This window comes from Lacimicrobium alkaliphilum, from assembly GCF_001466725.1.
In the GTDB taxonomy this organism is placed as follows: domain Bacteria; phylum Pseudomonadota; class Gammaproteobacteria; order Enterobacterales; family Alteromonadaceae; genus Lacimicrobium; species Lacimicrobium alkaliphilum_B.
Map to the genome: position 1 here is coordinate 997,329 of NZ_CP013650.1, position 12,055 is coordinate 1,009,383.

Sequence of the window (12,055 nt, forward strand, 5' to 3'; positions counted from 1 at the left end):
AAGAAAGGATCAGACGTTTCTCTTGCGTCCTGCCAGGGTGGCAAGGCCTAATAAAAACAGTGCGATGGCAGCGGGTTCCGGCACTTCTGTCGTTATTTTCTGGCTGGTTTGCAGCCCGCTTAACTTCATGAAGTCGTTACCTGTTGACCAGCCCATATTGGCGATAAACGGATTGTAAGCACTAATCAGCCAGGATTTAGACGTGACCGTAGGAGAAATACTCTGATAAGTATTGTTGGCAACGTCAGAAAAACTGCCCTGCGATGTCCAGCCACTGGTCAGAAATGAATTCCAGCTGGTGCCGGATAAATCAGTCATACTGCCGTTACCAGTATAAGCAGCAACTGAAACATCTGAATCATTGTAGTGCCAGCCAATGCTGAAACTGTCCAGGGATACTTCCTGATCAAAGGTAATCAGCATTGCATCATACTGACCTGAATTATCCATTGAGTGATGTGTATTGCTGTTATATTCGTTCCAGTCGTGAATGACCCCTGAACCACTCGACCACTGGCCAATCCAGGCCTGCCTCATATTCTGGTAGCCTGTTCCGGACCAACCCGTAATATTGGCATTGACACCATTGATATTCATGCTCAGAGAGCTGGATGTTCCGGAAGAATTACTCAAATCCCAGACTTGCGTCGCTGCGCTGGCCTGAAAACCAATCAGGGCTGCGATTATTAGCAAAGACGTTTTAAACATTGCTTGTATCCTGAAACTACTGTTGAACCCAAATTTATGCAGTTGCTGTGCCAATAGTAAATAATCGTTTTATTTCAATTGTTTACAAGTTTTGCGCAGTAAAAGTCGGTAAAGTGGTGTAAATAAAACCGACAGTGGAATGCATATCAACCATTATATGCGACTTTGCCTTTCGCAACCACGCTCAGCAACGTAATACCAATCCACACAGATAATTGCCCTCTCAGAGCGAGCCAGAAGGGCTTGGATCAAGGCGGCGTTTTACTCCGGGCATCCATGCCCTTCTCCCGAAGCCCGGCATACACTCATCTCTGATAGACCTGCTTTCCAGCCTGTATCACCATTGCAATATCACGGGTATTCGCAACAGACTGACTGGGATCGGAGCTGAATACGACAAAGTCGGCAATCAGACCCGGAGCCAGTCGTCCAAGATGCCTGGTCTGACCCAGTACCTCGGCGCCTTTGTGAGTAGCCATAGCCAGAATTTGCATCGGGGTAAGTCCGGCATCGGCCATCAGCGCCATTTCCTGATGATAGCTTAGCCCGGGGATTACCCAGGGATTGCCAAGGTCGGTGCCGATACTAAGGGTGACACCGCGTTCATGCAAAAGTTTTACAAAGGCCAGTACTATGGGCCAGACCTGCTTTGCTTGTTGATAATCCTCTGCCTGCCAGCCGATATTGAAATGATAGAACCTGCGCCAGTTGTTAAGTAAGTCAGGATGAACCAGTTCCAGTTCTTCATGTGCCGTCACCTGTGGCCGATCAGCAAAAAATGCGTTGTAAAACACAATCAGAGTGGGATCTACTGCGGTGTTTGTGGTTGTCAGTGTCTGCGTGAGCTGATTGATCTGTTGGCTTTCCAGCGACACCTGCTGATACCATTCAAACCAGCTGAAACTGCCAGGACGACGGTGTTGCAGATAGTGCTGCCGTTGATTGTGCTCAAGCAGGTCTGGTGAGACCGGCATGGCATGTACCAGATGATCAATGCCAAGCTCTGCCCCTGCAATCCAGCTGATATCCTCAAGGTGAGCAATAACCGGTAACTGAAGTGCGTCGGCACTGTCTACTGCGGCAGCGATTTGTTCTTTGCTAAGGCCGGTGTAGAGTTTGATGTAGTCAACGCCAAGTCGGGCCTGCTCGCGGATCTCGCGATGGATCGTTTCATTGGTGCTTACCTCTGCCACCAGTCCATCAAAAGCTTGGGTGTTGATAATCGCTCCGGCCACAAAGGCTTTAGGGCCTTTTAGCTGACCATCTTGCTGAGCTTTCTTGTAGGCTAAGTTAGCCTTGGTATCGCCACCCGGGTTACGAATTGTGGTAATACCATGTTGCAGCAGTTTGTCTCCATTCCAGCGGCCGATTTCAAGACTGTTGGCGGCATGGAAGGTAATATTCTGACCTTCTGCCTGGTAGCTGACTTCACCCAGAGTGATATGTGCATGAGTATCAATAAAGCCCGCAGTGACATATTTCCCTTGCAGATCCACCACCTGATATTGACCGTTGAGAGTTGGCTTGTTCTGACCCACTGCGACAAAACGGCCATCGCTGACCAGCAGATAGCCATTTTTGACTATCTTGTTGTCCTCAGGATGAATCAGGGTGGCATTAATATACAATGTCGAAGGGGCGGCGGCGACTGATAATGCTGGCCAGATAAGTGTCAGAATCAGTGCGATAATATAGATAATTCGGTACATGTTGTGTTTCCTGATTGATAAATTTCAGGACTATTAGTCGTGGGCAGGGAAAAACACTTACAACCAGCTGGGCATTTTTACTGCCAAAAACGCATTTTTATCGCTCGCAAAAAGACCGGCGCCTCCATCCATGGATATTTGTTAGTCTCCAGACAGGCTGCGTTATTCTGAGAGTCGCTTGAGGATTATTTCTGCCGTGCGCTTTTTGTGACGGAAAAATAATAGCGCCAGTAGCAGTGTGAAGACCGCCAGCAGTAAGCGCGGTATATCGACGGTGATGGTACCTGTTGCCAGGTAATCGACACCAACCAGAAGCGCTAATACCAGAGTGAAGATCAACGTGGCAGTCCAGCTCAGCTGCCAACGCAGAATTTCCTGTTTAATCAGGCTGATATGTTCAGGAATCGATTCCGTCAGCGTTTTGTTCCTGAGTAAACGGAAACTATGTAACCGGCTGCGGTTCAGCAAAAGGTAGGTCACGCTGCTCCAGAAAAAAGCAAAGCCCAGCCATATTGATTGCATCAGGTCCGTATCGGCTCGGAGTTGTGTTATAAACAGGTAGCCAACGGCTATCACCAGTATGGTCTCGGTAATCACGTTAAACGTCATCAGCCAGAACTGCTTTTTGTGGCGGCGTTTTAATTTGTCCAGCTCAACAGCGGGTTGCTCCGGCGCTGATTGCCAAAGTTCAGACAACCCGGATAACTCATCTTTTTTCATTCCTCTGCTCCTGCCAGTAGTTCTGATAGTTTCTGCTTTGCCCGGTTTAGCCTTACTGCAACATTACTGTCACTGAGGCCCAGCACCTCGCCGATCTCGGTGTTATTCAAATCTTCCAGCTTTAGCAGTATCACCTGGCGCAGACTTAAAGGAAGTCGGTTAACCGCGATGATCAGTTTTTGCTGGCGACGGCTATGGATTAAATCGGATTCGGGACTGATATTGTCATCTTCTATCTCGTCAGTTAACTCATATTCCGTAGTCCGGCTGTGGCGACGAATATGATCCACCGCAACATTGTGGATCACGCGGTAAATATAAGTGTTCAGCGCACACTGACCGCTAAAAGCTGATAAGGAACGCCAGACCGCCAGGGCCATATCCTGGGCCAGTTCATCACGCATAGCCGGACGAGCCTCATAGCCGGACGCGGCCCTGATAATTCTTGACCAGTATTGCTGGACAGTTTGTTCCCCCTGGCCGCTTTTGTTATCCCTGTTGTTATCTGCCAAGTGTCATGACTCCGAAATCCTCAGCCTGATTTGTCTTTGGCCCTATAGTCGTGTCATCACCACAAAGCTTACAAAAATATTTTTGTAAGCTTTGTGGTAATAAGCCGACTGCAATCTGTGAATCCCCATTGTGGGGACATCAACAAATGGAGCACGCATTATGTTTAGGCTGAAATCATTTCGTCAACTGAATAAAAAACGCACCCTGACTGTTATCTGGTCTTTGGTGCTACTTTGCTGGCTGGGCATGGCTGCCGCCTTGTTGCTGTCAGCAGATAAGAATATAACCCTTGCAGTGGTTGCTGTGGTGGCGGTGATCACCGAAGTGGCATTCTGGTTTACCGCGCTGATACTGGGTGTGGCTATGGTGGATGCCAGAAAAGCCGTAGTCAGTAAGGTTACCGGTTTTTTTAACAAACCGGCTAAAACAGTTTAATTGCTCGTCATCAACCCTCAGCGCAAGCCAGAGCCGGCAGATATTTAATCCAATTACTTATGCGAATTGGTATCATACTGTCGGCCAATGATGCTTAGGAGAAGTTATGAAAGTCTGTGGTGTTGATTTAAAAGGTAATGAAGCGAATATTTGTTTGTTGTCTCTGATAGACGGGCTGTTTCATGTGCCTGATTGTCGCAGCCGGAAACTGACGCTGGCCGATACAAGTGCCAAGGGGCTGAAGCATTTTCAGAGTACCTTTGCCAAGCTGGTGGCAGACTACAAGATTGAGAAGGTGATCATTCGCCAGCGCCCGGCCAAGGGCAAGTTTGCCGGGGGCGCCATTGGTTTTAAACTGGAAGCGGCCATCGAGCTGATTGATAATCTGGAGGTGGTGGTGTTCAGCCCGACGGATATCAAAGAGTCTCTGCGCCGCAATCCTCTGGCGGTACCTTTTGCCGAAACCGGTCTTAAACAGTTTCAGGAAACGGCTTTTAATACCGCCTATGCCTGGCTGATGAAATCTATCCATACTTCATAGTCAGCCAAATCTGATATAGGCTTGGCGTATGAACTATTTAGCTCATCTGTTTCTGGCCAGGCCAAACCCACCATCCCGCATGGGAAATCTGCTCGGAGACTTTTGCAAAGGTGTGGATCTCAGTTGCTATCCACAGCCGGTGTTAGAAGGGCTGGAAAATCACCGGCTGGTGGATCGCTTTACCGATAGCCATCCTTTGGTAAAGCGGGCTAAGCGCCGTTTCAGCCCTGAGCGCAGACGTTTTGCCGGAATCGCCATGGATGTGCTGTTTGATCATTTTTTGCTGCGCCACTGGCAGAATTATAGCGACCTGGAGCCGCAGCGCTTTTTTCAGCTCACCTACTCGCATCTTGATCAGGCCTTACCCGATATGCCACCGCGGATGCAAAAAGTGGTAGCAAGCATGCTTGAACACAACTGGCTGCTGCAATATCAGACGCTGGACGGAGTGGGCTATGCTTTGGATCGCATTGCCGGTCGGATCCGCTTTGCCAACCGCTTTTGGGGTAGTATTGAAGAAATTGAGGCGCATTACGCTGAATTTGAGCAGTGTTTTGAGCACTTTTTTCCTGCCCTTATTGAACATATTGATCGGCACGGGCCGGAAAACCATAATCAGGGCGGATTCGTATAGAACATTGTTTTTATTGACCGATAATCCGGATAACAAAGGAGAGTATGATGCAGTTAAAGCTACAAACAGTGATATGCAGCACCCGGCCCGGGCGGATTGGCCCCCCGGTGGGGAAGTGGTTCAACGAGTTTGCAGGCCAACACAGCAGTTTTGTCTCTGAGCTGGTGGATATTGCTGATTACAACCTGCCGGTCTATGACGAACCTAATCATCCCCGTCAGCAGGATTATCAGAAAGATCATACCAAAGCCTGGTCGGCCAAAATCGAACAGGCAGATGCCTATGTGTTTGTGATCCCCGAGTATAACTTCTGCCCGCCACCGACGTTTTTTAATGCCCTGAACTTTATTTACAACGAGTGGAATTATAAACCCTGTGGTTTTGTCAGTTACGGCGGTGTTTCTGGCGGATTGCGTTCTGCGCAACTGGCTAAACAACTGGTTACCGCGGTGAAAATGATGCCGATCCCGGAGGGCGTGCTGGTGCAGATGCCCTGGAATAAAGTGGATGATAAGCGTGAGTTTACCGCAGAAGAGCCTCACAAAAACTCTGCCACCGATATGCTTAAAGAGTTGCATCGCTGGGCCGCGGCGTTAAAAGCGATGCGGGAATAATCCGCCCGGAGGATAATCCGGGGTATTGGTGAGCAGCTGTTGCTGGAAAAGCTGGACCGTCAGATGAATATTTCCAGCAATGTATCCTTGTCAGCCAATCTGGAAATGATGGAGAAGGGGCGTATCGAACTGTTCGTCTACGATCAGCGCTCCGCGGGTATCATGATTAATGAGCAGGGGTACCGGGCAGAGGGTTTTCATGCTGTTTATCATATCCAGGATGCGGTTACCTGCTTTGCTTTCAGTTGCACTATGGACAGGGCTTTGGTTGAGCAGTTCCAGAGTGCTCTGGATAACGTAGTTAAAACGGATTTCTACCGGCAGCTATTCGACAAGTATTTGCCGGGGCGCTTTCTGCCTGAGTCTGATTAATCTGAATCCGATGCCACTATCGCTAGTAAAAATGCGTCGGTGGCGGAGATTGATACAGCAATTGCCGTGCATTTTTAATCAACCTTTTTTGTTGTAGCCTTTATATTGAGTGAGCTTATGAAGACCTGCGCGTTTTTATCCATGGACCATATGGGTGATTATTATGTCTATGATGATTTACTGATTGCACCTATGGCGGAGCAGGGCTGGCAGGTTGAAACGCTGTCCTGGCGGCAAAATGATGTGGATTGGGGCAGGTTTGATGCGGTAATACTGCGCAGTTGCTGGGATTATCAGCAGTATCCGGATGAGTTTCTGGGCGTGCTGGCTCAGATTAGTCAGCGAACCTTGCTGTTTAACGACCTCGGAATTGTGCGCTGGAATATCAGTAAGGAATATCTCAAAGATCTTAGCGCCGAAGGAGTACCTGTTGTTCCCACCCTCTGGCAACAGGAATTTAATGCAGAGCAGGTGGCTAATGCCTTTGCCAGTTTCGACTGTGAAGAGCTGATTATCAAGCCTGTCGTCAGTGCCAGTGCCGGCCACACCTACCGGCTCAGCGCTTCTGATTATCAGCAAAAACTCAGTGAACTGAAGGCGGTTTTTTCGGGGCGTAAACATATGCTTCAGCCCTTTATCGATAATGTGCTGGAGGAAGGGGAGTTTTCATTGTTTTACTTTGATAACCGTTTCAGTCACGCCATTCGTAAGGTTCCCAAGCCGGGAGATTTCAGGGTTCAGGAAGAGCACGGCGGGCAGCTTTTTCTTGTGCAGCCCGACCCGGAGCTGTTGGTGCTGGCAGAGAAATCTCTTAAGGCCATTCCGGGTAAGACCCTTTACGCCCGGCTGGATTTTATCCGTTATCAACAAAGCTATAGGGTAATGGAGCTCGAACTTATTGAGCCCTCATTGTATTTCAATATGGACAGGGATTCTCCTAAGCGCTTTGTTCAGGCTTTGATCAAAAAACTGGCGCCGCAGGCGGATGCCGGTGCCCCTGAGTTACTCTGCAGATGAACAGGACTGTACCCGGAAAAACCTGGGGAAGCTTCTCAGGAGCTGATTCAGAGTAAGCCCGGGTTGGCTTGCCAGAGTGTCCAGTTAAGCAGGGTCGCGAAACTGACCCAAAGCAGATAAGGCGCAAACAAGGCACCGGCGGTTTTATTGCAGCGCCAGAAGCTGCCCATGGTCAGCAGAATCAGACACCAAAGCAGCAGTATTTCGATAAAGGCCAGCGCGCCCATGGACCAGGTGAAAAATAACCAGCTCCACAGGCCGTTAAAAACCAGTTGCAGCGCGTATAAGCCAAGCGCCTGTTTCTTCGCAGAGTGACTACTACGCCACACCAGCCAGGCGGCAATGGCCATCAGCGTATACAATAATGTCCACACCGGGCCAAATAACCAGGCAGGCGGCGCCCAGGAGGGCTGGTTCAGTTGCTGATAAAAGGCCGGCGCACTGACCGAGGCGATGCTGCCAATGGCCGCGACGGCATAAGTCACAACCAGAAAAAATATCAGCATCAGGCTTTGACGTAACAGTGTCGGTTGAGACATTGGTTTCTCCGTTTTATTGCTGTTGTTTCTGTTGCAGTTCCTGCCAAAGCTGTTCGGCTTCGCTTGTCAACTGAGCATAGCCTCTTATATCGCCACGACGTTGTGCCAGCATTGCCTGTTCAAGTTTGGCATCATATTGCTTACGCAGTTTTTTCGTCGGATCACGCCGGAACAGTCTGAACATTGGCTATCCACCCATGAATGAGTTAATAAGTTACTTACGGGCCTTCTGGGAGACGGAGCAATCCGTCAGTGCCGGGTATGTACTGGCATGCAGAAGTGTTTGTCTATTACGTCGTCAGGAGCGATAAAGACCAAAACGGACTCGCTGTATTAGTTCGGTAGTAATTCAGGGCGCGGTGTTTAGCTGCAACCTGTTTGGTATTGATATACTTAATCCTGTTGGTATAAGCCAGGTAATTTCAGGAGAACTTGTTTTTCAGGCCTGACAAGGGCAGGGTGTATATAGAAATGCAAATAATAAGGAGTTCTGAGGATGTCGGAGAACACCCCGGCGAAGATTAACCCTAATGTGTTTTATCCTGCAACCGGATTGATTCTGCTGATCCTGCTGTTCTCGGTTATTTCTCCAGATACCGCTGACGCAACATTTAAAACGGTGCAAGCGGCGATTATTACCAATGGCAGTTGGTTCTATGTGGTTGCGGTGGCCGTTATCCTGGTCTCTGTACTGTATCTGGGCTTTTCCCGATTCGGCAGTATCAAGCTTGGCCCCGACCATTCGGTACCTGATTATGGCATGGGTACCTGGTTCGCTATGCTGTTTTCCGCGGGTATGGGGATCGGGCTGATGTTTTTCGGTGTCGCCGAACCGGTTATGCACTTTCTGGCGCCACCAACGGGCGACCCGGCCACCGTAGATGCGGCCAGGGAAGCCATGAAGATCACCTTCTTTCACTGGGGCCTGCACGCCTGGGCTATCTATGCCATTGTGGCGCTGATTCTGGCATTTTTTGCCTATCGTCATGGTCTGCCGCTGACTCTGCGTTCTGCTCTTTATCCGCTTATCGGTGAACGCATTTATGGTCCCATAGGTCATGCTGTGGATGTGTTTGCGGTAATCGGCACGCTATTTGGTGTGGCCACATCCTTAGGTTACGGGGTGGCACAGGTCAATGCCGGTTTTAACTATCTGTTTGAGATGCCGATCAGTACTAACATGCAGATATTGCTGATTATCGGCATTACTGCATTGGCCGTGATCTCGGTCACCACAGGTCTGGATAAAGGGATCCGCCGCTTATCTGAGCTCAATATGATTCTGGCCGTGGCATTATTGCTCTTTGTTCTGCTGCTTGGCCCGACGGTATTTTTGTTGCAGGCCTTTGTGCAGAATACCGGTTCCTACCTTTCCGATATTGTCGGCAAAACTTTTAATCTGTTCGCCTATGAAAAAACCGACTGGATAGGCGGCTGGACAGTGTTTTACTGGGGCTGGTGGCTTTCCTGGGCGCCTTTTGTGGGACTGTTTATCGCCCGGGTGTCCCGGGGGCGTACCATTCGCGAGTTTGTTCTGGGCGTGTTGCTGGTACCCACAGGCTTTACCCTGATGTGGATGACCTTTTTTGGTAATTCCGCTATTGAGCTGATCCTCAATCAAGGGGTGACAGAGTTGGGGCAAATGGTGCAAAAAGATGTGTCGATTGCCCTGTTTGCTTTTCTGGAACAATTTCCGCTCTCCAATATCCTGTCGCTGTTGGCAACCCTGATGGTGATCGTGTTTTTTGTCACCTCGTCAGATTCAGGCTCCATGGTAGTGGATATGCTTTGTTCCAATGGCCGTGACGATACGGCGCTTTGGCAACGGGTATTCTGGGCCAGTGGCGAGGGCGTGGTGGCTATTGTACTGTTGCTTGCCGGAGGACTCGGGGCCTTGCAGACCATGGCGATTGCCAGTGCGTTGCCTTTTACCATTGTTTTGCTGATTGCAACTTACGGGCTGATTAAGGCTCTGCGTGTGGATGTGCAGAAACGCGATGCACTGCAGAACAATTATCTGACCGCCGCTACTATGGGTACCAAAAACTGGCGGGAACGTTTGCAAAATATTGTCGATTATCCGAGTAAGGAAGTGGGCAGGCGTTTTATTCAGAAAGTTGCCACACCGGCGTTTGAGGATGTCGCCAGGGAAATGCGGGACAAAGGCTACCAAGTGGACGTGACCAAAGAGGATCCCGACCGTCTTGGCTTTAAAGTCATACATGGTGAGGAAATCGATTTTGTCTATGAGATTGTGCTCAGGCCACATGTACGTCCTGCATTTTTAACTCCTGAGTCTGAGGCCGACCCGGAAAAGATGGCTGAGGATAAACTCTATTTTCGCGCCGAGGTACATCTTGGTGAAGGTGGCCAGGATTATGATGTATTGGGCTGGTCGCGGGACGCGGTGATTGGTGACATCATCGATCATTATCATAAACATATGCACTTTTTACATGTGCTGAGATAAGCCGTGGCCGCTGCAGGTTGCCACGGCTGCTGATGATAAGGAAATAACAGGTGAAAACAGAATATCTGGCAGATGCCAACCCAGGTCGTCGCGGTGGTTATTGGCTGATTCTGGTACTGGTGGTAACGGCAGTATTAGCCGCCTGCACCGAGGGGCCGGTCACGAGATTGCCGGTTGCCGATACGGTGATCATTCAGGCTAAAGTATGGACCGCCGACCCCCATAATCCATGGGCCGAAGCGGTGGCTATTGAGGGAGAGAAAATTCTTGCGGTAGGCAGTGAAGTTGAGATTAATGGTTTTATTGGCGATAGCACCGAATTGATCGATGCGGGCGGCAATCTGGTGTTACCGGGCTTTATTGACAGCCATGTACATTTTCTCATCGGTGGTATGGGGCTGTCGTCGGTACAGTTGCGGGATGCGAAAACACCACAAGAGTTCAGCCAGCGTATCGGCGATTTTGCTACAAGTGTGCCCGAGGGGCAATGGATCTTAAATGGTGAGTGGGATCATGAAAACTGGGGGGGCGAACTGCCCAGTCGGGAATGGATCGATGAGCTGACGCCTGAGCATCCGGTGTTTGTGATGCGTCTGGACGGGCATATGGCGCTGGCAAACTCCCTGGCCCTTGAGCTTGCCGGGGTCGATAGTGACACCCCGGATGTGGAAGGCGGTGAGATAGTCCGTGATAGCCAGGGTAATCCCACCGGGGTGCTTAAAGATAATGCCATGAATCTGGTTCAGTCTGCGATCCCCGAGCCTGACGAAACGCAACTCGATGCCGCCCTTGAAGCTGCCAGTGAACATGTGGCCAGCAGGGGTATCACCAGCGTGCATGATATGGGTGACTGGCAGAGTATGCGCAGTTTGCGTACCTACCAGCGTGCTCATGAAAAGGGCCAGCTGCGCACCCGGATTTATGCGGTGGAGCCGCTGGAAACCTGGCAGAAGGTGGCTAATTATGTGGCCGAGCACGGTCGCGGCGATGAGTGGCTCAAAGTCGGTGGCGTAAAAGGCTTTATGGATGGTTCACTGGGTTCACATACGGCAGCGTTTTACGAACCCTATACGGATACGCCCGATGACAGTGGATTTTTTATCAACCCTCCTGAGCAGATGGAAGAATGGATCACGGCTGCGGACCGCGCCGGTTTACAGTTGATGGTGCATGCCATTGGCGATCGGGCCATCGGCAGACTGCTGGATATATATGCTGGCATAGAGGAGGTTCAGGGTGGTGTCGACAGGCGCTGGCGCATTGAACATGCCCAGCATATAGAACCTGAAGATATTATTCGTTTCAGTGAACTTGATGTGATTGCCAGTATGCAGCCCTATCACGCTATCGACGACGGTCGCTGGGCAGAACGGGTGATAGGTGCCGAGCGGGCAAAAACCACTTATGCCTTCAGAGATCTGCTCAACGCCGATGCTCATCTGGCTTTTGGCAGCGACTGGTTTGTGGCACCGGTCTCGCCGATCATGGGGATTTATGCGGCGGTAACGCGCAGAACCCTAGATGATAATAATCCTCAGGGCTGGGTGCCGGAACAGAAAATCAGTCTGGAGCAGGCACTGATAGCCTATACCCGCGGTGCCGCCTATGCCTCGGCAGAGGAGAAAATCAAAGGTTCTCTGGCACCTGGTAAGCTGGCAGATCTGGTGATTCTCGATCAGGATCTGTTCAGTATCGAGGCAGAACAAATCGCCGATGTGCAGGTACAGCGCACTATTGTTGGTGGAAGAACCGTGTTTAGTCGCGACTAACTGCGACTTTATGC

Annotated in this window: 14 protein-coding genes; 8 read left to right on the top strand and 6 right to left on the bottom strand. The window is 50.1% G+C overall.

What is annotated here, in order from left to right:
• Positions 1–9: 9 nt before the first annotated feature.
• From xdp1 to AT746_RS04560, 4 genes are all read right to left on the bottom strand, one after another.
• The gene (gene xdp1, locus AT746_RS04545; protein WP_062477052.1) at positions 10–708 is read right to left on the bottom strand and encodes an exosortase-dependent surface protein XDP1; all 699 of its coding nucleotides are present in this window, start codon (positions 706–708) and stop codon (positions 10–12) included.
• A 305-nt stretch (positions 709–1,013) separates the two neighbouring features.
• Positions 1,014–2,417, bottom strand: a complete 1,404-nt coding sequence (locus AT746_RS04550) for an amidohydrolase family protein (RefSeq protein ID WP_062477055.1) — start codon at positions 2,415–2,417, stop codon at positions 1,014–1,016.
• A gap of 162 nt (positions 2,418–2,579) precedes the next feature.
• Positions 2,580–3,137 (bottom strand): hypothetical protein, encoded by a 558-nt coding sequence (locus AT746_RS04555; RefSeq protein WP_062477058.1) that lies wholly within the window; start codon positions 3,135–3,137, stop codon positions 2,580–2,582.
• Positions 3,134–3,649 carry an RNA polymerase sigma factor gene (locus tag AT746_RS04560; protein WP_062477060.1) on the bottom strand — a complete coding sequence of 172 codons (516 nt, stop codon included), beginning with the start codon at positions 3,647–3,649 and terminating at the stop codon, positions 3,134–3,136. Before AT746_RS04560 ends, AT746_RS04555 begins: the two co-directional genes overlap by 4 nt.
• Before the next feature lie 160 nt (positions 3,650–3,809).
• Between AT746_RS04560 and AT746_RS04565 the strand changes: the two genes are divergently transcribed.
• The 6 genes from AT746_RS04565 to AT746_RS04590 all read left to right on the top strand — a co-directional run bounded on the left by AT746_RS04565 (position 3,810) and on the right by AT746_RS04590 (position 7,263).
• Positions 3,810–4,085 (top strand): hypothetical protein, encoded by a 276-nt coding sequence (locus AT746_RS04565; RefSeq protein ID WP_062477063.1) that lies wholly within the window; start codon positions 3,810–3,812, stop codon positions 4,083–4,085.
• Between the two features lie 106 nt (positions 4,086–4,191).
• The gene (locus AT746_RS04570; protein WP_062477067.1) at positions 4,192–4,626 is read left to right on the top strand and encodes a DUF3010 family protein; all 435 of its coding nucleotides are present in this window, start codon (positions 4,192–4,194) and stop codon (positions 4,624–4,626) included.
• Between the two features lie 28 nt (positions 4,627–4,654).
• A complete protein-coding gene (locus AT746_RS04575) occupies positions 4,655–5,260 on the top strand; it encodes an ACP phosphodiesterase (protein WP_062477070.1) in 606 nt (201 codons plus the stop codon).
• A 44-nt stretch (positions 5,261–5,304) separates the two neighbouring features.
• Positions 5,305–5,874 (top strand): NADPH-dependent FMN reductase, encoded by a 570-nt coding sequence (locus AT746_RS04580; RefSeq protein ID WP_231731014.1) that lies wholly within the window; start codon positions 5,305–5,307, stop codon positions 5,872–5,874.
• Between the two features lie 63 nt (positions 5,875–5,937).
• On the top strand, positions 5,938–6,246 hold the full coding sequence (locus AT746_RS04585; protein ID WP_156413627.1) for a hypothetical protein: 309 nt from the start codon (positions 5,938–5,940) through the stop codon (positions 6,244–6,246).
• A 117-nt stretch (positions 6,247–6,363) separates the two neighbouring features.
• Positions 6,364–7,263, top strand: a complete 900-nt coding sequence (locus AT746_RS04590) for an ATP-grasp domain-containing protein (protein WP_062477079.1) — start codon at positions 6,364–6,366, stop codon at positions 7,261–7,263.
• 47 nt (positions 7,264–7,310) lie between these two features.
• Here AT746_RS04590 and AT746_RS04595 read toward each other — a convergent pair whose 3' ends face one another.
• The gene (locus tag AT746_RS04595) at positions 7,311–7,802 is read right to left on the bottom strand and encodes a TspO/MBR family protein (protein ID WP_062477082.1); all 492 of its coding nucleotides are present in this window, start codon (positions 7,800–7,802) and stop codon (positions 7,311–7,313) included.
• Between the two features lie 13 nt (positions 7,803–7,815).
• The gene (locus tag AT746_RS19770) at positions 7,816–7,986 is read right to left on the bottom strand and encodes a DUF6435 family protein (RefSeq protein WP_156413628.1); all 171 of its coding nucleotides are present in this window, start codon (positions 7,984–7,986) and stop codon (positions 7,816–7,818) included.
• A gap of 312 nt (positions 7,987–8,298) precedes the next feature.
• On the opposite strand from AT746_RS19770, the gene AT746_RS04600 reads away from it, so the two are divergent.
• Entirely contained in the window at positions 8,299–10,272 is a 1,974-nt protein-coding gene (locus AT746_RS04600) for a BCCT family transporter (protein WP_062477086.1), read from the top strand.
• 50 nt (positions 10,273–10,322) lie between these two features.
• Positions 10,323–12,041, top strand: coding sequence for an amidohydrolase (locus AT746_RS04605; RefSeq protein ID WP_197414328.1), 1,719 nt, complete (start codon positions 10,323–10,325; stop codon positions 12,039–12,041).
• Positions 12,042–12,055: the final 14 nt, after the last annotated feature.

Coding starts and splice junctions, on each gene's coding strand:
- AT746_RS04555 (WP_062477058.1), bottom strand. CDS start 3,137: ATGAAAAAAGATGAGTTATCCGGGTTGTCTGAACTTTGGCAATCAGCG.
- AT746_RS04575 (WP_062477070.1), top strand. CDS start 4,655: ATGAACTATTTAGCTCATCTGTTTCTGGCCAGGCCAAACCCACCATCC.
- AT746_RS04550 (WP_062477055.1), bottom strand. CDS start 2,417: ATGTACCGAATTATCTATATTATCGCACTGATTCTGACACTTATCTGG.
- AT746_RS19770 (WP_156413628.1), bottom strand. CDS start 7,986: ATGTTCAGACTGTTCCGGCGTGATCCGACGAAAAAACTGCGTAAGCAA.
- AT746_RS04580 (WP_231731014.1), top strand. CDS start 5,305: ATGATGCAGTTAAAGCTACAAACAGTGATATGCAGCACCCGGCCCGGG.
- AT746_RS04600 (WP_062477086.1), top strand. CDS start 8,299: ATGTCGGAGAACACCCCGGCGAAGATTAACCCTAATGTGTTTTATCCT.
- AT746_RS04595 (WP_062477082.1), bottom strand. CDS start 7,802: ATGTCTCAACCGACACTGTTACGTCAAAGCCTGATGCTGATATTTTTT.
- AT746_RS04590 (WP_062477079.1), top strand. CDS start 6,364: ATGAAGACCTGCGCGTTTTTATCCATGGACCATATGGGTGATTATTAT.
- AT746_RS04570 (WP_062477067.1), top strand. CDS start 4,192: ATGAAAGTCTGTGGTGTTGATTTAAAAGGTAATGAAGCGAATATTTGT.
- AT746_RS04585 (WP_156413627.1), top strand. CDS start 5,938: ATGAATATTTCCAGCAATGTATCCTTGTCAGCCAATCTGGAAATGATG.
- xdp1 (WP_062477052.1), bottom strand. CDS start 708: ATGTTTAAAACGTCTTTGCTAATAATCGCAGCCCTGATTGGTTTTCAG.
- AT746_RS04565 (WP_062477063.1), top strand. CDS start 3,810: ATGTTTAGGCTGAAATCATTTCGTCAACTGAATAAAAAACGCACCCTG.